At 66.0% G+C, this 20,060-nt stretch carries 19 protein-coding genes and 2 pseudogenes; 9 read left to right on the plus strand and 12 right to left on the minus strand.

Going from position 1 to position 20,060, the window contains the following annotated elements:
* Positions 1–7: 7 nt before the first annotated feature.
* From ACT17R_RS04535 to ACT17R_RS04550, 4 genes and pseudogenes are all read right to left on the minus strand, one after another.
* Positions 8–244: pseudogene (locus tag ACT17R_RS04535) on the minus strand (DUF2155 domain-containing protein); the annotation flags it as partial.
* Positions 245–414: 170 nt separating this feature from the next.
* On the minus strand, positions 415–801 hold the full coding sequence (locus ACT17R_RS04540) for an NADH:ubiquinone oxidoreductase subunit NDUFA12 (protein ID WP_003040693.1): 387 nt from the start codon (positions 799–801) through the stop codon (positions 415–417).
* A gap of 82 nt (positions 802–883) precedes the next feature.
* The gene (locus ACT17R_RS04545; RefSeq protein ID WP_444809391.1) at positions 884–1,339 is read right to left on the minus strand and encodes a DUF192 domain-containing protein; all 456 of its coding nucleotides are present in this window, start codon (positions 1,337–1,339) and stop codon (positions 884–886) included.
* A gap of 83 nt (positions 1,340–1,422) precedes the next feature.
* Entirely contained in the window at positions 1,423–1,995 is a 573-nt protein-coding gene (locus ACT17R_RS04550; protein ID WP_186402568.1) for a RecX family transcriptional regulator, read from the minus strand.
* Between the two features lie 182 nt (positions 1,996–2,177).
* Here ACT17R_RS04550 and ACT17R_RS04555 point away from each other — a divergent pair, with 182 nt between their 5' ends.
* The 3 genes from ACT17R_RS04555 to ACT17R_RS04565 all read left to right on the plus strand — a co-directional run bounded on the left by ACT17R_RS04555 (position 2,178) and on the right by ACT17R_RS04565 (position 7,175).
* A complete protein-coding gene (locus ACT17R_RS04555; RefSeq protein ID WP_062900711.1) occupies positions 2,178–3,929 on the plus strand; it encodes a fatty acyl-AMP ligase in 1,752 nt (583 codons plus the stop codon).
* A gap of 106 nt (positions 3,930–4,035) precedes the next feature.
* Positions 4,036–6,390, plus strand: a complete 2,355-nt coding sequence (locus ACT17R_RS04560; protein ID WP_062900712.1) for a putative bifunctional diguanylate cyclase/phosphodiesterase — start codon at positions 4,036–4,038, stop codon at positions 6,388–6,390.
* Between the two features lie 221 nt (positions 6,391–6,611).
* Positions 6,612–7,175 carry a CHAP domain-containing protein gene (locus ACT17R_RS04565; protein WP_003040706.1) on the plus strand — a complete coding sequence of 188 codons (564 nt, stop codon included), beginning with the start codon at positions 6,612–6,614 and terminating at the stop codon, positions 7,173–7,175.
* 110 nt (positions 7,176–7,285) lie between these two features.
* Here the strand turns inward: ACT17R_RS04565 and ACT17R_RS04570 are convergent, their stop codons facing one another.
* Positions 7,286–7,555, minus strand: a complete 270-nt coding sequence (locus ACT17R_RS04570; protein ID WP_003040709.1) for a DUF3297 family protein — start codon at positions 7,553–7,555, stop codon at positions 7,286–7,288.
* 322 nt (positions 7,556–7,877) lie between these two features.
* Between ACT17R_RS04570 and ACT17R_RS04575 the strand changes: the two genes are divergently transcribed.
* A complete protein-coding gene (locus ACT17R_RS04575; RefSeq protein ID WP_202988365.1) occupies positions 7,878–8,810 on the plus strand; it encodes a hypothetical protein in 933 nt (310 codons plus the stop codon).
* 8 nt (positions 8,811–8,818) lie between these two features.
* Positions 8,819–10,459 carry a ShlB/FhaC/HecB family hemolysin secretion/activation protein gene (locus ACT17R_RS04580; RefSeq protein ID WP_444809055.1) on the plus strand — a complete coding sequence of 547 codons (1,641 nt, stop codon included), beginning with the start codon at positions 8,819–8,821 and terminating at the stop codon, positions 10,457–10,459.
* A gap of 9 nt (positions 10,460–10,468) precedes the next feature.
* On the opposite strand, the gene ACT17R_RS04585 is transcribed toward ACT17R_RS04580, so the two are convergent.
* Positions 10,469–10,936: a hemerythrin domain-containing protein gene (locus ACT17R_RS04585; protein ID WP_082819801.1), complete on the minus strand. Its 468-nt coding sequence runs from the start codon at positions 10,934–10,936 to the stop codon at positions 10,469–10,471.
* A gap of 194 nt (positions 10,937–11,130) precedes the next feature.
* Between ACT17R_RS04585 and ACT17R_RS04590 the strand changes: the two genes are divergently transcribed.
* Positions 11,131–11,859 carry an enoyl-CoA hydratase/isomerase family protein gene (locus tag ACT17R_RS04590; RefSeq protein WP_062900716.1) on the plus strand — a complete coding sequence of 243 codons (729 nt, stop codon included), beginning with the start codon at positions 11,131–11,133 and terminating at the stop codon, positions 11,857–11,859.
* 225 nt (positions 11,860–12,084) lie between these two features.
* On the opposite strand, the gene ACT17R_RS04595 is transcribed toward ACT17R_RS04590, so the two are convergent.
* Positions 12,085–12,288 (minus strand): hypothetical protein, encoded by a 204-nt coding sequence (locus ACT17R_RS04595; RefSeq protein WP_186402564.1) that lies wholly within the window; start codon positions 12,286–12,288, stop codon positions 12,085–12,087.
* Between the two features lie 327 nt (positions 12,289–12,615).
* Here ACT17R_RS04595 and ACT17R_RS04600 point away from each other — a divergent pair.
* Positions 12,616–13,778, plus strand: a pseudogene (locus tag ACT17R_RS04600) (IS30 family transposase).
* Positions 13,779–13,816: 38 nt separating this feature from the next.
* On the opposite strand, the gene ACT17R_RS04605 reads toward ACT17R_RS04600, so the two are convergent.
* Positions 13,817–14,194, minus strand: a complete 378-nt coding sequence (locus ACT17R_RS04605; protein WP_062900718.1) for a hypothetical protein — start codon at positions 14,192–14,194, stop codon at positions 13,817–13,819.
* 263 nt (positions 14,195–14,457) lie between these two features.
* Between ACT17R_RS04605 and ACT17R_RS04610 the strand changes: the two genes are divergently transcribed.
* Positions 14,458–14,952 (plus strand): GNAT family N-acetyltransferase, encoded by a 495-nt coding sequence (locus tag ACT17R_RS04610; protein ID WP_062900719.1) that lies wholly within the window; start codon positions 14,458–14,460, stop codon positions 14,950–14,952.
* Here ACT17R_RS04610 and ACT17R_RS04615 read toward each other — a convergent pair.
* From ACT17R_RS04615 to ACT17R_RS04625, 3 genes are all read right to left on the minus strand, one after another.
* Positions 14,941–16,047: a S41 family peptidase gene (locus ACT17R_RS04615; RefSeq protein WP_444809056.1), complete on the minus strand. Its 1,107-nt coding sequence runs from the start codon at positions 16,045–16,047 to the stop codon at positions 14,941–14,943. The genes ACT17R_RS04610 and ACT17R_RS04615 overlap by 12 nt on opposite strands.
* Positions 16,048–16,164: 117 nt before the next feature.
* Positions 16,165–16,365 (minus strand): hypothetical protein, encoded by a 201-nt coding sequence (locus ACT17R_RS04620; RefSeq protein ID WP_062900721.1) that lies wholly within the window; start codon positions 16,363–16,365, stop codon positions 16,165–16,167.
* 51 nt (positions 16,366–16,416) lie between these two features.
* Positions 16,417–17,553 (minus strand): acyltransferase family protein, encoded by a 1,137-nt coding sequence (locus tag ACT17R_RS04625; protein WP_186402561.1) that lies wholly within the window; start codon positions 17,551–17,553, stop codon positions 16,417–16,419.
* Positions 17,554–17,643: 90 nt separating this feature from the next.
* Here ACT17R_RS04625 and ACT17R_RS04630 point away from each other — a divergent pair, with 90 nt between their 5' ends.
* Positions 17,644–18,495, plus strand: coding sequence for a LytTR family DNA-binding domain-containing protein (locus ACT17R_RS04630; protein ID WP_062900723.1), 852 nt, complete (start codon positions 17,644–17,646; stop codon positions 18,493–18,495).
* A gap of 6 nt (positions 18,496–18,501) precedes the next feature.
* Here ACT17R_RS04630 and ACT17R_RS04635 read toward each other — a convergent pair whose 3' ends face one another.
* Positions 18,502–20,019 (minus strand): acyl-CoA carboxylase subunit beta, encoded by a 1,518-nt coding sequence (locus tag ACT17R_RS04635; RefSeq protein WP_444809057.1) that lies wholly within the window; start codon positions 20,017–20,019, stop codon positions 18,502–18,504.
* Positions 20,020–20,060: the final 41 nt, after the last annotated feature.

A 20,060-nucleotide genomic window follows, 5' to 3' on the forward strand; every position in this document is an offset into this window, starting at 1 on the left:
GGCGTTCCTTGAACACCCAGCCCGAAAAGACGCGATACCATTTATTGTCGCGCTGATCCTGCACCGACAATTGCACGAAGGCGCCGGTTTCGGGGGGATCTTCCCACGGCGCCGTCTGTTCGCAGGCGCGCAGGCGAACGATCGCGCGGCCGACACGCGCGGTATCGCCCGGCTTCATCGTCAGATCCTGCACCAGCCCGTTGCGCTTGTTGAGCAGGCCCACCACTGCAACGCGTTCGGCCATCGGGGTCGCGCCTTCGATCCCGCCGACTTCCTGCGGCACGGTTTCGGACTTGGCGATCTGCGGGATGTTGCTCGTCGTCTTGGTCTGGTTGCCGCGATCGCAGCCGGCCAGCGTCGTCGCCGCGAGCAGCGCGATCAGCGCGGAACGGAAAAGCGGCGTCGCCACGGCGCTCAGTCGGCGCCGGGCCGCCAGGCCTCGTAATCGCCAGTCGCGGCGGCGCGATGCCCGCCGCGTTCGAGCGCGCCGGCGGGGCGATAGGCACCCAGGCTGCCGGTCAGATTTGCAGTCGGCTCGGCGAGCCAGGGGCGCGGCGCAGGCAGCACGTCGGACGGCAGTTCGTCGAAGGTGCCGTGCAGCCAGCCGTGCCATTCGGGCGGCACGCGGCTCGCGTCGTTCGATCCCTTGTAGAGCACCCAGCGGCGCTTGCCGTCGCGCGACCGGAAATAGCGGTTGCCAAGGCCGTCCTCGCCTACCTGCTCGCCATTTTTCCAGCTGCTCAGCAGCGTGCCGACGGTCGCGCCGTCCCACCAGGTGAAAATCTTGCCCAAGATGCTCATGGCGGTGGCGTTTACAGGCAAGCGTGCGGGCTTCGCAAGCGGTCTTTGGCGAAAAGCGGCGCCATTAGCGCCTGCCCCGCCCCTACTTTGCGTCCTGCCACGTCACCTTGGCGCTTTCATCGATCCCCAGCTTCGCCGCGGTACCGCCCGCCAGCTCGAGCACCGCCGCCACTTCGCCGCCGCTGACGACGGGATCGAGCGATTCGGGGATGGCGTTTTCGGCGATCCGGTCGATGCTGCCGTCGGCGCGCACGAAGATCATGTCGAGCGGGATCAGCGTGTCCTTCATCCAGAAATTGGCGATCTTCGGCTTGGCGAACGGAAACAGCATGCCGCCATCGGCGGGCAGCGACGTGCGGAACATCAGCCCCTTTTCCTGTTCGGCCTCGGTTCGCGCGACCTCGACGCGAAAGCGGTGGGTGGTGCCCGCCATCGCGATGATCAGCGGCACCGTCGCCTCGGCGCCGGCTTCGGCCTCGGCGCCCTTGTCGCAGCCCGCGACGGGTAGCGCGAGCGCCAGGGTGAGGGCGGTCAGCATGGCTCGCATCGGCATCTCCTTGTCGACTTTCTGGTCGCCTTCTTGTCGCCGGTCTCGGGGTACCGGACGTTCAGCGCCGCTGCCTAATCGAGCGCCGCCTCGGCGTCCAGCGCGGCCAGCGCCGCCGCGTCCCCCGGCGGGACAGCGAGGATGCGCCGCGCGAGCGCCGGCGAATGGCCGGCGCGCGCGAAGGCGGCCATCTGGCGCTCGCGCTGCGCGGGATCGTCGAGCGGCTGGCGCGCGAACGGACCGAAGCGGCGGCGACGCGCAAATCCGAGGGCTGAAGCCATCGCCGCGCCCTCGGCGGCGTCGATCGCCTCGCCCGCATCGGCTTCGTCGATGCCGTCGACGAAAAGCTGCGCGCGCACGCGCCGCGCGCCCAGCCCGCGCCGCGTCATCGCGGCGCCGCGCATCGCGGCGTATTGCCGGTCATCAAGGTAGCGCAGCCGCTCCATACGGTCGGCGATCGCGTCGCAAGCGGCACGCGGATCGGCCGCATCGGTCCATTCGGCCTCGCGCTGCTTGCGCCCCAGATAGCGCAGCAATTTCGCCCGGCTGGTGGCGAATCGCGCCACATAGGCGAGCGCCAATTCGTCGAGTCGCGATGCGTCGAGCGGCTTTTTGCTTCGGTCGGACGGAGTGCGGCGGTTGGCCATATGCCATGTTTATGCCACAGTCGGGTCCGATTGAGAACGATCAGAGCCCCTATGCCCGGCGGAAAGCCCGGAAAAATGGGCGATTATGTTCAAACAGTCAGGGATCGCGCACGCTCATCATGGCACCGGAAGATGACATGCTTGTTGCCGCATCCCCCGTTTCCCGGGATTCGACACCCCTTATGACCGAAAATTCCGCTCCTGCGGTGGAGGCGCTTGTCCCCACCCCGACCGAATGCGCCCAGCCGCGCCGCTTTTCGAACTTCGCCACCGTCGGCGAAGCGCTTGACTATGCCGCCGCGGGTACGCGCGGGCTCAATTTTCACGATCCGCGCGGGCGCCTGATCCGCCCCTATCCCTATAGCGAGCTCAAGGCCGATGCGCTCGAGGCTGCCTATCGCCTCGTGGCGGCGGGGGTACAGCCCGGCGACCGCATCGCGCTGGTCGCCGAAACCGGCGCCGAATTTGCCGCGCTGTTCTTCGGCACCATCTATGCCGGCGCCTGGCCGGTGCCGCTGCCGCTGCCGACCAGCTTCGGCGGGCGCGATTCCTATGTCGGACAGCTTGTCGTCCAGCTCACGAGCTGCGACCCCAAGATGCTGTTCTTCCCGCCGGAAATCGCCGCCATGGCGACCGAAGCCGCCGAACAGCGCGGCGTCCAGCCGATGGACTGGAGCGAATTTGCGGCGCGCCCGGCCCCCGTCGCGGACCTGCCGGAACAGAAGCCCGACGAAACCTGCTATCTGCAATATAGCAGTGGCTCGACGCGCTTCCCGCACGGGGTCGCCGTCACCCATGCGGCACTGCTCAACAATCTCGCGGCGCACGCGCACGGAATGGAATTGCGGGACAGCGACCGCTGCATTTCGTGGCTGCCCTGGTATCACGACATGGGGCTCGTCGGCTGCTTCCTGTCGCCGGTCGCCAACCAGGTCTCGGTCGACTATCTGAAGACCGAGGATTTCGCCCGCCGTCCGCTCGCTTGGCTCGATCTCATCAGCCGGAACAGCGGCACGACGCTCAGCTATTCGCCGACCTTCGGCTACGACATCTGCGCGCGCCGTATTTCCAGCCAGACGCATGTCGCCGACCGCTTCGACCTGTCGCGTTGGCGCGTCGCCGGCAACGGCGCCGACATGATCCGCCCCGACGTGATGCAAAGCTTCGTCGACGCCTTCGCCGACGCGGGTTTCAAGGCGAGCGCTTTTCTGCCGAGCTACGGCCTCGCCGAAGCGACGCTGGCGGTCAGCATCATGCCGCCGGGCGAGGGGATCGTCGTCGAACTGGTCGAGGAAACCGAATTGTCGGGGGCCAGCGGCGACGCCGGACGTCCGACCCGCTACCGCGCGATCGTCAATTGCGGCCGCGCGGTGCGCGACATGACGATCGAGGTTCGCGACGAGGACGGCAATATCCTTCCCGACCAGACCGTCGGCAAGGTGTGGTGCACCGGCCCGTCGCTGATGACCGGCTATTATCGCGATCCCGAATCGACCGCCGCCTGCATGAAGGACGGCTGGCTCGATACCGGCGATATGGGTTATCTGTCAGATGGTTACATCTATATCGTCGGCCGCGCCAAGGACATGATCATCATCAACGGCAAGAATCACTGGCCGCAGGATATCGAATGGGCGGTCGAACAATTGCCGGGCTTCAAGTCGGGCGACATCGCCGCCTTCGCGATCACCACGCCGGGCGGTGAAGAGACGCCGGCGGTGCTCGTCCAATGCCGCACCAGCGACGAAAAGGAACGCGCGGCGCTGCACGAAACGATCCGCGACCGGGTCCGCGCGATCACCGGCATGAACTGCCTCGTCGAGCTGATCCCGCCGCGCACGCTGCCGCGAACCAGCTCGGGCAAGCTCAGCCGCTCGAAGGCGCGCGCGCAATATCTGGCGGGCGAGATCCAGCCCTTCCGGATCGCCGCCTGAGCCGAACGGTGCGCAGCGCCAATTCTGTTCCGCTTCGGTACAGAAAATGCGACGAAGCGAAGCGCGCGGTTACTTTCGGGTAACCCGCTTTCGCTATGCAAGCGGCGTGAAAAGCCTGTTTAGCGACCAGATTTCGGACGATGATCTTCCGCTGCGCACCCTGTTGGGCCTGACCCGGCAGGACGAAGCGGTCGGCGACCTGCGCCAGCTCCAGATCGCGCCGCTGCGCGGCCGGGGCGCACTGCGCCTCCTTCTCAACGGGGGTATGGCGCTGGTCGCGGGGTTCACCATGATGATGGAAACGGCGTGGCCGGTCGTCGTCGGGTGGCTCCTCGTCACGCTCGCCTTTTCGATATGGTCGTTCCGCACCTTCGACAGGTTGCCGCTCGACGATCCCAAATTCGCGACCGCGGCAGAGTTTCGCCTTTGTCATCGCCATGCGCTGTATTCGGCGCTGCTCTGGGGCGGCGCCTTCTGGTTGCAGGGTCTGACGCCCACGCTCGACCACGTCCTTTCGCTGTGGACGATCGCGCTGCTGCTGATGCTCGCGCTGACGATGGTCGCGCACAGCATGCCGCTGACCTGCATTCTCTATATCGCGCCCGTCACGCTTTCGGCCTCGCTCGCGACCGCGGCGGCAGGCGCGCCGCAGCTGACCGGCGTGACGATGGTTGCGGGGCTGCTCCTCGCCACCTTCTGCCTTCGCTTTGCGCAGACGCACATCCGTATCCGCCGGGCCGAAACGGTGCTGCACGAAAAGTCCGAGACGGTCAGCCTGCTGCTGCGCGAGTTCGAGGACACCTCGGCCGACTGGCTGTGGCAGACCGACAATTCGCGCCGGCTGGTCCATGTATCGCCGCGCCTTGCCTATGCGCTCGGCGGCAGCGCCGAGGCACTCGAAGGCATTCCGCTGCTTCGGGCGCTGTCGGGCGACGCATGGGAAAGCGCGACCTTTCCCAAGGCGCTGCACGACATGGCCGAACGGATGAAGCGACGCGAAAGCTTTTCAAACCTGATCGTCCCCGTGACGATCGCCGGCAAGCGCCGCTGGTGGGAATTGTCGGCATCGCCGCGCCTCGACGAGAGCGGCAAGTTCCTCGGCTTCCGCGGCGTCGGATCAGACGTCACCGAACAACATGCCACCGCCGAACAGATTGCCAAGATGGCGCGCTTCGACAATCTGACAGGCCTGCCCAACCGGCTGAGCCTGCACGAAGACCTGGCGCGCGCACTGACCCACGCGCTCGAGGCGAAATCACGCTGTGCAATGATGATGATCGACCTCGATCGCTTCAAGGCGGTGAACGATACGCTCGGCCATCCGGTCGGCGACAAATTGCTCGCGCAGGTCGCCGCGCGGCTCAAGAGCATGATGGAACAGGGCATGACCTGCGGCCGCCTGGGCGGCGACGAATTCGCGGTCGTGCTTCACAATATCGTCTCGTCCAAGGAGATCGAGGATCTGGCGCGGCGGATCATCGCGACGATCAGCCGGCCCTATGTGGTCGACAATCACCAGCTCTTCGTCGGCGCCAGCGTCGGCTATGCGATCGGGCCGCAGGACGGCAATACGGTCGAAACGCTGACCCGCAACGCCGACCTTGCACTCTACAAGTCGAAGGACAAGGGCGGCAATGTCGTCGCCGCCTATGTCGCCTCGCTTCACGCCCAGGCCGAGGAACGGCGCGTGATGGAGCAGGAATTGCGCGGCGCGCTCGATCGCAAGGAGTTCGAACTCTACTACCAGCCCGTCGTCACCGCCGAGGACGGCACGCTCAACGGCTTTGAGGCCCTGATCCGCTGGACCAACCAGAAACTCGGCAGCGTATCGCCCGGCCGCTTCATTCCGCTGGCCGAGGACAGCCGCCTGATCGGCCCGATCGGCGAATGGGTGCTGCGCACCGCCTGCGCCGAAGCGATGCGCTGGCCGTCGAATCTGAAGATCGCGATCAACGTGTCGGCCGAACAGCTCACCGATCCCAATTTCGCCTCGGTTGTCGTCTCCGCGCTCGCGCAGAGCGGCCTGCCTCCACAGCGGCTCGAGATCGAAGTGACCGAAAGCGTCTTTTTGCGCGACGGCGGCGGCGCAGCGCAGCTGCTCGACCAACTCATCGGCCTCGGCGTCCGGCTGTCGCTCGACGATTTCGGCACCGGCTATTCATCGCTCGGCTATCTGCGCAAGACGCAATTCTCGACCATCAAGGTCGACCGCAGCTTCGTCGTCGGCGCCGCAAAGGGCAGCATCGAATCGATCGCGATCATCCGCGCCGTCGTCGCGCTCGCCGACAGCCTCGGCATGTCTACGACCGCAGAAGGCGCCGAAACCGAAGTCGAGGTCGACACGCTACGCACGCTCGGGTGCAGCAATATCCAAGGCTATTATTATGGCCGTCCGATGCCGGCAACTGACGTGCTGACGCTGTTCCGGCCGCCCGAATCGATCGCGACCGCGGCGGCCTGAGCGCCCTCGGTTCACCGCTTCCGCATCGGTCCGCCGCGGCGCCGAAATGCCCGTTCGGCGACGAAGCGAAGAGCCTGAGCGACGAATTGCACGGCTTAACAAAAGGTTCCCCCACCCACCGCACCAACGGCGCAACTCACCGCTAGACGGGTGGTGGTTGCGAAAGCCTGTGGCAGAGACGCTGCAACGCTTGAAGACAAGCCAATGGGGGGTCGCCTTTCATGCTTCATCGCCGCTTTCTGGGTGCATTTGCGTTGTGTGCTTCGCTGCTCGTCAGCCTTCCTGCCGCCGCGCAGAGCTATCTCCAGTGCGTCCCCTTCGCCCGTTCGGAATCGGGTGTCGAAATCCGCGGCAATGCCAAGACCTGGTGGTCGCAGGCGGCCGGTGAATATAAGCGTGGCCACGAACCCCGGAAGGGTGCCGTCATGGCATTCGCCGCGACCCGCGGCATGCCGCTGGGCCATGTCGCCGTCGTGAAAAAGGTCATCAGCGACCGCGAAATCCTGATCGATCATGCCAATTGGTCGCCGATCAACGGCCGCCGCGGCCAGATCGAGCGCAACGTCCGCGTCGTCGACGTCAGCGACGCTGGCGACTGGAGCGCGGTGCGCGTCTGGTATGCGCCGATCGGCGATCTCGGCCTGCGCGCCAACCCGGTGCAGGGCTTCATCTATCCCGACAGCGACAGCGCGCCCGACAGCTCGACCTTCGACGCACCGGTGTGGGCGAGCAACAATTGGAAGCCGGGCAACGGCCTCGACGTCGTCGCCGCTTCGCTGCGCTGAGTTGAACTGAGCAAAGTCTAACCGCTAATCGTCATTGCAAGCGCAGCGAAGCAATCTCCAGATCGACAGCCGGAGATTGCTTCGCTGCGCTTGCAATGGCGAAAGGCCGTTCAGTCGTCCGACGCGTCGTCGCTCTCGGCCCCGGCATCTTCGAACCAGGCTTCGACCGGGCCCGACAGCTTGATCGTCATCGGCTGGCCGAAACGATCCTTCGACTTGCCCGCCGCGACGCGGATCCAGCCTTCCGAGATCGAATATTCCTCGACGTCGGTACGTTCCTGGCCCTTGAACCGGATGCCGATGCCGCGTTGCAGCACCTCCATGTCGAAATGAGGCGAGCGGGGGTTGGTCGACAGGCGGTCGGGGGGCGTATCGGTCATCTGAAATCTCCGTTTTCTGGCCGCTGCCGCTAGGCGAGCCAGCCTCGCAAATCAAGCGCCGCGGCGCCCTGCCATGCCGCCGCGCCTTGCGTGCCATAGCGGAACAGAAGCGCTACCCCGCGCCGCGCGCGCAACGTCCCGTCGCGAAATAGAGGGTTAATGCCCGATATTTCCGGAACCGGCCGAATGGCGCGCATTTGCTTGGCCCAAGCGGCAACATGCGCGCCGAAATCCGAATTAACCATTGGAAAAGACGAAACTTTTTTCGGGGAGGCGGCGTCTTCTGGACAGGGACCATATCCACGCGTGAAGGAGAACGTCCATGGTTTCGACGCGTCTTGATCGTCGCATTTCCTTGCTCATCGCCCTGCCCGTCTGTCTGGCGCTCGGCGCCTGCGAATCGTCGGGAAGCTACCGCGTCGGCGCGGTCGGCCCGGCCGGACCGACCGGCGCTGCCGGCCCGCAAGGCCCCGAAGGGCCCGCCGGACCGCAAGGCCCCGCTGGCCCCGCCGGCCCCGCCGGCGGCGCGCTCGGCCTTGGGGATGCGGGCGCGCTGGCTGTCGGCGGTCTGGTCGGGCCGGGCGGTATCGCGGGCACCGGCCTGCTTGCCAACACCGGCGACCCTGCGAACGTCAATCCGGTGATCGGCGGCGTGCTCGTCAAATCGGGCGGCCTCGTCAATGTCGTCGCCGACAAGACGTTGCTCCTCGCCAATGCGGTCGACAGCAAATTGCCCGGCGGCACCAACCTCGTCGGCACGGTCGTCGGCGTGGTCAAGAGCACCGGCGTCGCGCTCGTCCAGACGGGCAACGGCCAGCAATATCTGCTCGACGGCCTTGCCGCCGCGCCCGGCGAACTTGTCACCGCGACGATCGGCAAAGCCACCGCGATCGGGTCGCCCGACGCCTCGCCGCTGATCGGGGCGAGCATCCTGTCGCCCGGCCAGACCAACGGATCGCTGCTGACCGTCGGGGTCGGGTCGAACGGCAACCTCGTGACGCTGCAACCCGGCGGCAGCGGCAATCTGCTCGGAGGTCTTGGCGGCGCGGTGCCGGGGACCGGCACACCGGGCAGCGGGGCGGGCAATCTGGTCGGCACGCTGACCAGCACGGTCGGCACCACCGTCGGCGGCGTAGTCGGTCAGGCAGGCGGTCAGGCCGGGGGTTCAGGCACCGAAAAAGGCGGTCTGGTCTCGGGCGTCACCCAGGGTGTCGGCGGCCTCCTCGGCGGGTTGAAGCCGCCGCGCGGGGATTGATCGCGATCATGCGCAGCCCGAACCGGTGCGGCGCCGCGGCGTTGGCAGCAGCGATGCTCCTGCCCGCCGCGGCGTCCGCCGCCCAATCGTCGACCACCCCGCTCGAACCGGGGCGCCCGCCGCTGTCCCCGACCAGCGACCGGCCTTTCCCGCTTCCCGATCCCCAGATCGCAGCGCCGTCGCCGGCACGCACGGCGCCGCAGGGGCGCCCCGACATCGCGATCCGCAAAGTCCGCTTCATCGGGGCAGGCGTTCCCGCCAATGTCGCCAAGGCAGCCGAGCGCTATATCGGCCGCCCCGCCTCGACCGAAAATCTGAAGCGCCTCGCCGCCGCGATGACGCGCGCCTACAACCGGTCGAGCGTCGCGCTGTTCACGCTCGTCATCCCCGAACAGGATTTTGCGGACGGCGTCGTCACCGTCGCCTCGGCCGAGGGGCATATAAGCCGCGTGACGATCAGCGGCGATGCGAAGGGCGGCCCCGCCCCGCTAATCGCGCGCATGGCCGCACCACTGCCAGGGCAAGCCCCATTGCCGCGCGCCCGGTTCGAACGCGCGCTCGGCACTATCGCCGACATTCCGGGCACCAAGGTCACCCCGACGCTGGCGCTCGGCGACAGCCCCGGCGCGGTGGCGCTCGATCTGGCGGTCGACGCCAGCCGCCCGACGCTCGGCGTCGGCTTCACGACGCGGTCGAGCCCCTATGTCCGCGACGGCATCGTCGAGGCGACCGCGCGCGGCTACAGCCTCCTGCGCAGCGGCGACGAGAGCCAGCTCGGCGGCGCGGCGGCGGTCGATTTCAAATCGCTGCTCTATATCACCGCGCGCCATTCGACGCCGCTGGGCGCCGCGGGCACGCGCGCCGAGCTGTCGGTCGCGGCGCTGCGCACCCGGCCGCGTGCGCTCGCCATCGACGGCAAGGCGTGGAGCGGCGGGCTGGCGGTCACCCACCCGCTGATCCGCAGCACGCGGCGCACGCTCACCCTGTCGGGGCGGCTCGACTATCTCGATTCGCGCAACGCCCTGTTCGGCACCACTCTCGCGGCGGAGAAAAGCTGGACCGCGAGCGGCGCGCTGGCCTTTCGCCTGACCGAGGACCGCAGCGTCGTCGGCGCCCACCTCGGCGTCTCGCGCGGCCTCGACATTGCGGGCGCGCACGTCGATCCGGCGGTGGGGGAAGCGGGGTTCCTCCATGCCGACGCAGCGGTCGAGGCGAATCAGGCGATCGGCAAGCGCGTCGTGCTGCGCGCGGCCGCCACCGGACGCTGGACGCGGGACCGCCTGCCGGCGGCACAGCGCTTCAGCGTCGGCGGCGCCAGCTTCGGGCGCGCCTCCGACGACGGGCTGGTTAGCGGCGACCGCGGCTATGCAGGCTTCGGAGAACTGGCGCTGCGCCCGCTGGCGAAGGGCGCGCTGGCGAAGAGCGAGGTCTATGCCTTCGCCGACTATGCCGATGTGACGCTGCTCGCGCGCCCCACGACATCGCGCAGCCGGTTCGATCTGGGAAGCTGGGGCGGCGGGGTGCGCCTGTCCTACCGCGACAATGCGACGATCGGGGTCGAGTTCGCCGATGCGTGGAACCAGCCCACCCCCGGCTTCGATCAGGGTTGGCGCGTCGCGCTCGCCTGGAAAGTGTCGATCCGCCCCTGACCGGCGCTCTCAGGCCGTGCGGCGCCCACGCTCGCGGGGTGGCGGCGCCTCGGCCTTGAACAGCGTTTCGGCCACCGGGTAAAGCTCGCTTTCCTCGCGCGCGATCCGGTCGCCCAGCGCGGTGAGGATCGCGCGCGTTTCGCCGCAGAAGCCAGGCCAGTCGGCCTCGACGCGCAATTGGGTCCAATAGCTGTCATAGGCCTCGAACGCCTCGGCGATATGGCCCATCTCGTCGACGAAGCGCGCGGCAAGTTCGGCAAGCACCGGCTCGCTCTTCGCCTGCAACCGCGGATATAGCGCCCAATCCTCGCACTTCAGATGGCGCACCAGCGTGTCGCGAAACATGCCGCGCACCGCGGCCAGCTCGGTCGGCCGCGGCGGGCGCCGCGCTGCAACAAATTCGATCATGAAACCCGACAGGGTGACGAGCGCCGCATGTTCGGCGCGCAATCGGCGCATTTCCTGCGTCAAAGGCATGAACCACCCTCCAGTCGAGCGGTCCCTCGCTTGTCTAAATAGCGCCGCATGCTGAAAAGAGCGTTAAGCACGCGCCGCCATGCGCCCACCGGGTCCGCCGCCGCGAGCGGCGCCGTCGGCGTCGTCGTCGGCACCGACTGGACTTGCCCACAGCGACCGCCCATGCTGGCGCGAAACGGGATGGAGATCGGGTGATGACGGATCTGGTATTGCGCGCCGACGAAGGCGGGATCGCGACGCTGACGCTCAATCGAGCCGACAAGCGCAATGCGCTGAACCTCGCGCTATGGGCTGAACTCGACGCGCATATTTCGAACCTCGCGGCCGCGGGCGATGCGATCGGAGCGGTCATTTTGCGCGCGAACGGGCCGGTTTTCTGCGCCGGCAACGACCTGAAGGAACGCGGGGTCGAAGCGCCGCGGCTGCATTATCAGGCGTCGATCGTCACCCGCCTCGCCGAGCTGCCGCAACCGGTGATCGTCGCGGTGCAGGGCGGCTGCTTTACCGGCGGGCTCGAACTGGCGCTGGCCGGCGACATCATCATCGCGGCGGAAAGCGCGCATTTCGCCGATACGCACGGCAAGTTCGGGCTCGTCCCCATCTGGGGGATGAGCCAGCGCCTGCCGCGCCGCGTGGGCGAATGGAAGGCGCGGGAGATGAGCTTCACCGGGTTGCCGGTCGACGGGCACGAGGCGGCCCGCATCGGCCTCGCCAATCATTGCGTCGCCGACGAGCGGCTCGACCTTGTAGCCCGCACCCTCGCCGAAGCCATCGCCGCCCAGTCGCGCCACAGCGTCCTCGCCTACAAGCGGCTGTACCGCGAACAAGCCGACCTTCCCCTCGCCGCCGGCCTCGCGCACGAAGTGTTCAACAGCGCCGGCGTTGCGCCGGACGTCGCCGAAAGGGTGGCGCGGCAGTTCTGACGGTCGCGGGGTGGCAGTTTGGGGTGGGAGCGGACGTTAGTTTATGAGATACAGCACGATTGAAACGGGTACGCTAATCAGGACCGAAATGCTTAAAATTGCGACGATCCAAGCTGCCGCGCGACCATGGCGGTCGTCCACATGCTCAATGGCCGTTTGTGCAAGATCTACGATCAAGATTTCCATATCGACATTACCGGGGCCAAACATGTCTGCAATCGGTCGTCAGGCGCCGCTCCGAAGCCAAGGCGTCGTTGCAGTAATCTCCGCCATCGCGGCGCCTTCTGTGCCGAACATACCGGATTGATATCCGGACGACCAGTAGGTCCCGGCGATCTGATCGAACGCTTCAAAAACCTCTTCATACTCGAAAAAGCCATCCGTCCGTTTGTAGACGCGCACCTTCCTCTCGCCGTTCGGACTGATCATTTCGTGAATTAGGTCCATGCGGCCCCTCTTCGCATTGGGGTGTAAGTTCCGCAATCGGTCGCTTCCGGTCGTGCTTTCCATTTCGGCGACGAACGGCTGAAATGGGGTGGATGCTGTTGAAAAAGTCCGAAGGGGGTTTTGACGGGCAACATCGGAATCGGCCTAGTGCATTGTGAGCATCAATCATTCGCGAGCCCGAGCAGCCGTGAATCATTCTTGCTGAGAATCGATGTGCGCGTCGCCGCGGCCGACTTTTTCAACAGAATCGGGTGGTGGGTTCAACGGGTCGTCGCAACACTTCATTCTTTGAGGAGAAGGAGTGTTGGGATGAAGCAGCGTCAGCGGATTTATTACTCGGCGGCACAGCGATCCGAGATTTGGGACCGGTGGCAGCGCGGGGAGTCGATGAGTTCGATCGGGCGGCGGTTTGATCGGCAGTCGTCGTCGATTTTCTCGGTGCTGTCGCCGTCGGGCGGCATTCGTCCGTCGGAGCGCAAGCGGTCGGAGCGATCGCTCAGCCTGAGCGAGCGCGAGGAGATATCAAGAGGCCTTGTCGCCGGCCGCTCGCTCCGAGCGATCGCAGCCGAGCTTGGTCGGGCGCCTTCGACGATCAGTCGGGAGGTCGGGCGGGGTGGCGGTCGCGATCGGTATCGCGGGACCGTTTCGGATCAGGCGGCGTGGGACCGCGCGCTGCGGCCCAAGCGGTGCAAGCTGGCTTGCTATCCCGCCTTGCGCCGAACAGTATCGCGCAAGCTGCGCCGCAGTTGGTCACCCGAGCAGATCGCTGGCTGGCTAAAGCGCGGCTTTCCCGACGGAGAGCAGCACCGCGTGTCACACGAGACGATCTACAAAAGCCTGTTCATCCAGGCGCGCGACGTCCTGAAGAAGCAGTTGCTCGAGCATCTGCGGGCGAAGCGCACGATCCGCCGCTCGCGACACGCCAGCTTGAAGCGCGACGGGCTTGGCCAAATCAAGGATGCGATATCGATCAGCGAGCGCCCCGCTTCGGTCGAGGACCGCGCCGTGCCCGGACATTGGGAGGGCGATCTCATCTCGGGCGCGCGAAACAGCCATATCGTGACGCTGGTCGAACGCCAGTCGCGCTATGTGATCCTGGCCAAGGTGGCGAACAAGGATGCCGCCAGCGTCGTCACGGCCCTGATCAAACAGGCGCGCAAACTGCCTCGCGAGCTCTATCAGTCGCTGACCTGGGACCGCGGCAAGGAGCTTGCCGATCACCGCGGCGCTTCACCTTGGCTACCGAGGTCGAAGTCTATTTTTGCGATCCCCAAAGCCCGTGGCAGCGCGGCACCAACGAAAACACCAATCGCCTGCTGCGCCAGTACCTGCCCAAGGGAACCGATCTCTCCTTGCACAGCCAGGCCAAACTCAGCGCCATCGCTCGCCAGCTCAACGAGCGACCAAGAAAAACCTTGATGTACCAGACACCAGCTGAAATGTTCGCCGAGCGTGTTGCGGCGACCCGTTGAACCCACCGTGGAAAGCTGACATTGATATATCATACGTTTTAGGCAGCACCCACAATGCTGTCTGGCGCAATGATTGCCTCAGCAATATCCCTAAACACCACCATCTTATATTGCTCTCGGAATCTGTAATTTAGCTTCCAGAAATCATGAATCTCTTCGCGGAAGTCGACGCCGCACTGAAAAATGAACGAGCTGAGCGGCCCCATTCCAAAAACATCGTCGACCGGGTCTACCCGCTCATCGCGTGAGATGTTTTTGAGGGCCTCCCATGCCATAGAGGGTTGCGCGAATATCAGTCCATCGAGCAAATCTGTATACTCAACCTCAATGGGCTCTCCTTGAGCGACCGTGAGGTTTGCAAGTCTCTCGGCTATCCACGCTTCCGCGATTGCCTCGGTATCTGGACATTCTGTCATCCGCATAGCGTAGCGGAAGCTGCAATGTCCGCAATCGGTCGATGCTGTTGAAAAAGTCCGAAAGGGGTTTTGGCGGGCAATATTGGAATCAAGTTATTTACCTATGCGCATCGATCGTTCGCGCAGTCGAGACTTCATGAATCATTATTACTAAAATTCGACGGGCGCCGTGCGGCGGCCGACTTTTCAACAGTATCGGTCGTTTCCAGACATCCCCGCCCCCGAAAATTGACAACCGCTCTGCTGCCCGACAAAGCGCCGGCATGACCCTTGCCATACGCTCCGCCACCCGCGCCGACCTGCCGTTGATCGCCGACTTGATTCGCGCGCTCGCCGACTATGAAAAGCTAGCCCACGAAGTCCGCTTCGACGACGCCACACTCGGTGCCAAGCTGTTCGGCGAACGCCCTTATGCCGAAGTAGTGATCGGCGAGGTCGATGGCGTGGCGCAAGGTTTCGCGCTCTTCTTCCACAATTTTTCGACCTTCGAGGGCAAGCCGGGCATCTATCTCGAAGATTTGTTCGTCCGTCCCGAAGCGCGCGGCGCCGGACTCGGCAAGGCGCTGCTCGCGCATCTGGCGCAGCTTTGCGTGGAGCGCGACTGCGCGCGTCTCGAATGGTCGGTGCTCGATTGGAACGCCCCCGCCATCGGCTTCTACCATAGCCTCGGCGCGCGGATGATGGACGAATGGACGGTGATGCGCGTCGATGGCGACGCGCTTCCCGCCCTCGCCCGCGCTGCGCCGTCAGCTGCCTGACGCACCGGGGCGGCGGCGCCGCTCCATCGGCCAGCTCGGCATGTGCGCGTCGGACAGGCGCTTCGCCTCGCCCGGCGCAATCCCCAATTCGGTCAGCGCGCGCTCCAGCGCCGCCGCAGCCGGAACCGCGATATCGGGCTGCACCCCTGCGCCTTCCCAATCCTTGCCCGTCGCCGGATCATAGGTCCGCCCGACCGGGATGAAGGCGGTAAAACCACCGCCCAGTTCTTCGCCGCGCCCGAAATGATTGGCGCCGCCGGTCGGCGCGCCGATCAGCACCCCGCGCCCGCTCGCCTTCATCGCCAGCGCGAAATGTTCAGCCGCTGACGCGCTCGCGCCGGACGTAAGCACATAGACTTTCGCCTGCGTCAGCCGCGGGTCGCCGTTCGGCATCGCCCAATGTTCGCGCGTCACCATGGCCGGGTCGCCTGCGACCGGCCGCATCGAGGAAATGCCGTCAATCGGCGAGCCGCCTTCGGCGTCGACCGATGCGCGCGTTGCCATCGCGACGAGCCGCGTCGGCTTGGCGAACAGCCAGGGAAAGATGACGTCCATCTGCTCGATCCCGCCGCCATTGTGCGACCTTATGTCGAAGATGATCGCCTTGGCGTCGGCGTGATCGGCCATGAACTGCGCCGCCGCCTGCGTGACCGCCGCGTCGTCCGGAAAGACGTTGAAGCGGATGAAGGCGATGCCCGGCGCGATCCAGCCGGGCTGTTCGATCGCGGGCTTTTGCGGGCGCGGCGCGGCGGGCGTTCCGGGCGCCGCATCCGCGCCCTCGGGCGGCTTCACGCGCAGATGCCCGTCGGGCGACACGCCCTGCACCGCCGCGCCCAGCGCCTCGGCGAGCGCCGCGCCGGTCAGGGGGGCATAGCGCCCCGCCGCAATCCCGGCGCGCAGGGCAGCGGCGTAACGCTTGCCGATATCGGGATAGACATAATTGGCTTGGAGCTGCGCGGCATAATGTTCGGCGACGACGTCGGACGGCACCGCCGCACCGGCATCGGCCGCCATCGCGGCGGGTATAGGCAGCATTAGTGCCGCGGGGCTCGCCGCGAGCAACAGCAGGGACAGGGGAAAACGGCCAGGCATCATATCGGTCTCCATCGAAAGGATATTCGGCGCGACCGGTCCCCGTCCGGCGCCGCGCCGTCCGACGAAGCTGTATCATATCTGCAATACAGATCAACTACAATTGTAGTCGATGGATGATCAGGCGCGTTTGCGCCCCACCCAGATCAGGACGACGCCCAGCACCGCCAGGACTGCGCCGTTGCGCGTCCACACGATGTCGCCCAGCATGAAACTGCTCGCGGGCCAGCGCACGATGTCGAGTCCCTGCAATATCCACAGCAAGCCCATCAGCACCATCGCGACCCCGACGATCGCCGCCAATCCTCTAACGATCTGCATGTCAGCCTCCCCTTTTTCTTGCAGGGAAGCTGACACAAAGCCGCGCCGCTGTCACGCGCGGCGCTGAAGCCCGATCAGCGGCCGCAGCCAGTCGATCCGCCGTCCGCCGAGATAAAAGGCCCAGCATCCCGCGACCGTCGCCGCGACGAGGATCAGGAAGGCCGGCAACGCCGCGACCTGCCCCTGCAACAGCCACCAGCCGACGACGACGATGATCGTCTGATGGATGATGTAAAAGGGGAACACCGCCTCGGCGAGCATGGCGCGCCTTGGATGGTCGCGGTTCGCAAAGCGGTCGGCAATCCCGACCAGCGCGACGATCGTCGCCCAGCCCTGCACCAGTCGCACGACCATGAAGATCGTCACGATTCCCGCCGGGACCGGGCCTTCGTCCGGCGTGCTCCACATCGCCCAGGCGATATAGCCATAGGCGGCGACCGCGAGCAGCGCCGCCGCCGGCCAGCGGCGCGCGACGCTTTCGAAAAGCACCGGCCGCTCGCGAAGTAGCCAGCCGATAAAGAAGGGAACCAGGTAATGGAGATGGTTCGGCCCGTCGTCGACCAGCGCGTGCGTCTCGTGATAGCCAGGAAAGGCGAACAGGATGGCGAGCCATATAGCGAGCGGCGCAATCAGCAACCCCCAGCCGCCACACAACCGCGCCGCACCATCGGCGATCTTGGTCCGCGCCCGCTCGGGCACCAGCACAAGAGCCGCGACCGCGAGCAGCGTGTAAGCGAACAGATAGACGACGAACCACAGATGCTGCCACGTCGGCAGCACGATCCCGTCGAGCGTTCCGAAGCGGAAATAGTCGTGGACCCAGAAGTAGCCGAAACCATGCGCATAACCATGCTGGGTCGCCAACTCGATCCACGGCTGCACCGGAATGACGACGATGATCCCGAAGGCGAGCGGGATCAGCAGCCGTGCGCTACGCGACCGCAGGAATGCCCCCGCGCCGCCGAGCTTGGCGAACAGCGCGGCGCTGGCATAACCCGACACGAGGAAGAGCAGCGGCAATCGCCAACTGTTCGTCGCCATCATCGGGATTTGCACCCAGTCCATCGGATGCGGCGTTTTGACATGCCACCCCCAAGGCACGAAATACATCCCGATATGATAGAGGATGAGCAACGCGAACGCGCCGATGCGCAACCAGTCCATCCCATAATGCCGTGTCGTCACCATACCCAAATCTCCTTTGCCGGGCCCCGCCGCAGCCGCTAATCGGGATGGCGGCAGCCGGGCGACGGCGGCGGGACGAATTGCGGAGCCGATGTGACGGAGAAGGACGGGCGAGGGACGAGCGGCGGCGCGACCGGGACGAGCGGTTTCGGCCCGCGCGCGCTGACCTTGCTCGCCTTCGGGGCGCTGCTTGCCTACGGACTCATCCGTATCACCTCGAACGTCTATTCCTATCTTGCCGACCGCCGCGCGGCGGGCGTCGATGTGACCGCGGCGACCGCATGGACTTACGAAAGCACCAGTCTGCTCGCCTGGGCGTTGATGATGATCGTCTGCTGGTTCAGCGTCCGCACCGTCCGCCCACCGCGCTTCGGCTGGCGCACGGCGGTCGCGATCCATGCCGCGCTCGCCTTTCCTGTGTCGCTCGCGCATATCGCGCTGATGGTCGGCTTTCGCATGCTCGCGTGGCGGCTATCGGGTGGCACCTATCATTTTGAATCGCCCGACGGGACGCCGGTCTTCTATGAATTGCGCAAGGATCTGGCGACTTATGCCGAGCTGATCCTGCTCATGTTCCTGATGCAGTGGCTGATCGACCGTTACGCCATGCCGCCGGTCGCAATCGTCGCGCCGACGACGCTCGCGGTCGGCGACGGATCGGTAACGCACCACTTGCCGGTCGCCGAGATCGAGCATGTCACCGCAGCGGGCAATTATGTCGAGATCGCATGGCGTGGCCAGCGCCTGCTCCACCGCGCGACATTGAGCGCGATCGAAGCCGAACTGGCCCACGCGGGTTTCGTCCGCATCCACCGCGGACGCATCGTCCGCAAACAGGCGGTCCGGCGCGTCGTCACACATAAGAGCGGCGATTTCGAGGTCGAGATGGAAAGCGGCGAGATGCTCCGCGGCAGCCGGCGGTTTCGGGAGAAGCTGGAGGGCTGAAACGCCTTAATCGAGCACCCGCCACGCCAGCTCGGCGAACTCGCAAAGCAGCGGCCGCGTATCCCTGGGATCGATGATGTCCTCGACCCCGAATTTCTCAGCGGTGCGGAACGGCGAGCGGACGCGGTTGAGCCGTTCGCGGATCGCTTCCAGATGCGCCGCTGGATCCTCCGCCGCCTCGAGCTCGCTCTTGTACGCGACCTCGACCCCGCCCTCGATCGGCAGGCTGCCCCAGTCGCCCGAGGGCCACGCAAAGCGGTACTGGAAGCGCTCGGCGTTCGACATCGCGCTGCCCGCGATGCCATAGGCCCGCCGCACCACAACCGACGCCAGCGGCACGCTCGCGCGGTAGATTGCGTTCATCGCCTGCACGCCATAGCGGATCGTCCCCGTCCGCTCGGCCTCGCCGCCGATCATGAAGCCCGGATTGTCGACCAGATGGACGATCGGCAGCCGGAACTGGTCGGCGAGCTTCACGAAGCGCTCGGCCTTCTCGCTCGTCTTGGCGTCCCACGATCCGCCCAGATAGGTGGGATCGCTCGCCAGCACCGCGACCGGATAACCGTCCAATCGCGCAAATGCGGTGATCACCGCTCGCCCCCAACGCGCGCCCATTTCGAAGAAGCTGCCCTGGTCGAACACCGCTCCCGCGATGCGCCGCATCGAATAGACCTGCTTTGCCTCGCGCGGAACGACCGACAGCAGCGCCTCGTCGCGTCGGACGACCGGGTCGCTGCACGGCGTCCGCGTCGCGCGCTCATGGATCGACGACGGCAGGTAGGACAGGAACCAGCGCGCCCGCGCAAAGGCCTCGGCCTCGGACGCCACCTCGTCGTCGACGACGCCGTTGCGCGTATGGACGTCGACCCCGCCCAGCTCCTCGCGGTCGAGCGTGTCGCCGATCGCCGCGGCGACCGCGGGCCCCGCCGCGAATAATTGCGACAGCCCGCGTACCATCACGCTGTAGTGGCTCGCGACGACGCGCGCGGCACCCAGTCCTGCGGTCGGCCCCAGCGCCAGCGCGACGACCGGCACGGCATCGAGATTGGCGATGATCTCGTCCCAGCCGGGTACGTGCGGGATATAGGTATAGCCCATATCCTCCAGCGTCTTCACCGACCCGCCGCCGCCGGTGCCGTCGATCATGCGGATCAGCGGCAGGCGATATTCGTGCGCCATCGCCTCGCACTGGATGAACTTGCGGTGCAGCGCCGCATCGGCCGCGCCGCCGCGCACGGTGAAATCGTCGGCACTCGCGACCACCGGCCGCCCGTCGATATTGGCCCGCCCGAAGATGAAATTGGACGCGGCGAGGTCTTCAAGGGTGCCGTCGGGGCCATAAGCCCCCCGCCCCGCGATCTTGCCGATCTCGCGAAAGCTGCCCGGATCGACGATCGCGGCGAGCCGCGCGCGCGCGTCCATCTTGCCGCGGCTGTGCTGGCGCGCGACCTTCTCTTCGCCGCCCATCTTTTCGGCCATCGCGCGCCGCGCGGAAAGCTCGTCGACTTCCTTTTTCCAGCTCATGCCGATCAGGCTAGCTTACGTTGACGGAAACGTCATTCCGA

The sequence above is a fragment of the Sphingopyxis sp. Q841 genome (genome assembly GCF_052384365.1).
GTDB lineage: Bacteria > Pseudomonadota > Alphaproteobacteria > Sphingomonadales > Sphingomonadaceae > Sphingopyxis > Sphingopyxis terrae_A.

Bases quoted from the DNA above. Each gene is read 5' to 3' on its own strand.
- ACT17R_RS04540 (WP_003040693.1), bottom strand. From the start codon at position 801: ATGAGCATCTTGGGCAAGATTTTCACCTGGTGGGACGGCGCGACCGTC.
- ACT17R_RS04545 (WP_444809391.1), bottom strand. From the start codon at position 1,339: ATGCTGACCGCCCTCACCCTGGCGCTCGCGCTACCCGTCGCGGGCTGC.
- ACT17R_RS04550 (WP_186402568.1), bottom strand. From the start codon at position 1,995: ATGGCCAACCGCCGCACTCCGTCCGACCGAAGCAAAAAGCCGCTCGAC.
- ACT17R_RS04555 (WP_062900711.1), top strand. From the start codon at position 2,178: ATGACCGAAAATTCCGCTCCTGCGGTGGAGGCGCTTGTCCCCACCCCG.
- ACT17R_RS04565 (WP_003040706.1), top strand. From the start codon at position 6,612: ATGCTTCATCGCCGCTTTCTGGGTGCATTTGCGTTGTGTGCTTCGCTG.
- ACT17R_RS04570 (WP_003040709.1), bottom strand. From the start codon at position 7,555: ATGACCGATACGCCCCCCGACCGCCTGTCGACCAACCCCCGCTCGCCT.
- ACT17R_RS04575 (WP_202988365.1), top strand. From the start codon at position 7,878: ATGGTTTCGACGCGTCTTGATCGTCGCATTTCCTTGCTCATCGCCCTG.
- ACT17R_RS04580 (WP_444809055.1), top strand. From the start codon at position 8,819: ATGCGCAGCCCGAACCGGTGCGGCGCCGCGGCGTTGGCAGCAGCGATG.
- ACT17R_RS04585 (WP_082819801.1), bottom strand. From the start codon at position 10,936: ATGCCTTTGACGCAGGAAATGCGCCGATTGCGCGCCGAACATGCGGCG.
- ACT17R_RS04590 (WP_062900716.1), top strand. From the start codon at position 11,131: ATGACGGATCTGGTATTGCGCGCCGACGAAGGCGGGATCGCGACGCTG.
- ACT17R_RS04595 (WP_186402564.1), bottom strand. From the start codon at position 12,288: ATGATCAGTCCGAACGGCGAGAGGAAGGTGCGCGTCTACAAACGGACG.
- ACT17R_RS04605 (WP_062900718.1), bottom strand. From the start codon at position 14,194: ATGACAGAATGTCCAGATACCGAGGCAATCGCGGAAGCGTGGATAGCC.
- ACT17R_RS04610 (WP_062900719.1), top strand. From the start codon at position 14,458: ATGACCCTTGCCATACGCTCCGCCACCCGCGCCGACCTGCCGTTGATC.
- ACT17R_RS04615 (WP_444809056.1), bottom strand. From the start codon at position 16,047: ATGATGCCTGGCCGTTTTCCCCTGTCCCTGCTGTTGCTCGCGGCGAGC.
- ACT17R_RS04620 (WP_062900721.1), bottom strand. From the start codon at position 16,365: ATGCAGATCGTTAGAGGATTGGCGGCGATCGTCGGGGTCGCGATGGTG.
- ACT17R_RS04625 (WP_186402561.1), bottom strand. From the start codon at position 17,553: ATGGTGACGACACGGCATTATGGGATGGACTGGTTGCGCATCGGCGCG.
- ACT17R_RS04635 (WP_444809057.1), bottom strand. From the start codon at position 20,019: ATGAGCTGGAAAAAGGAAGTCGACGAGCTTTCCGCGCGGCGCGCGATG.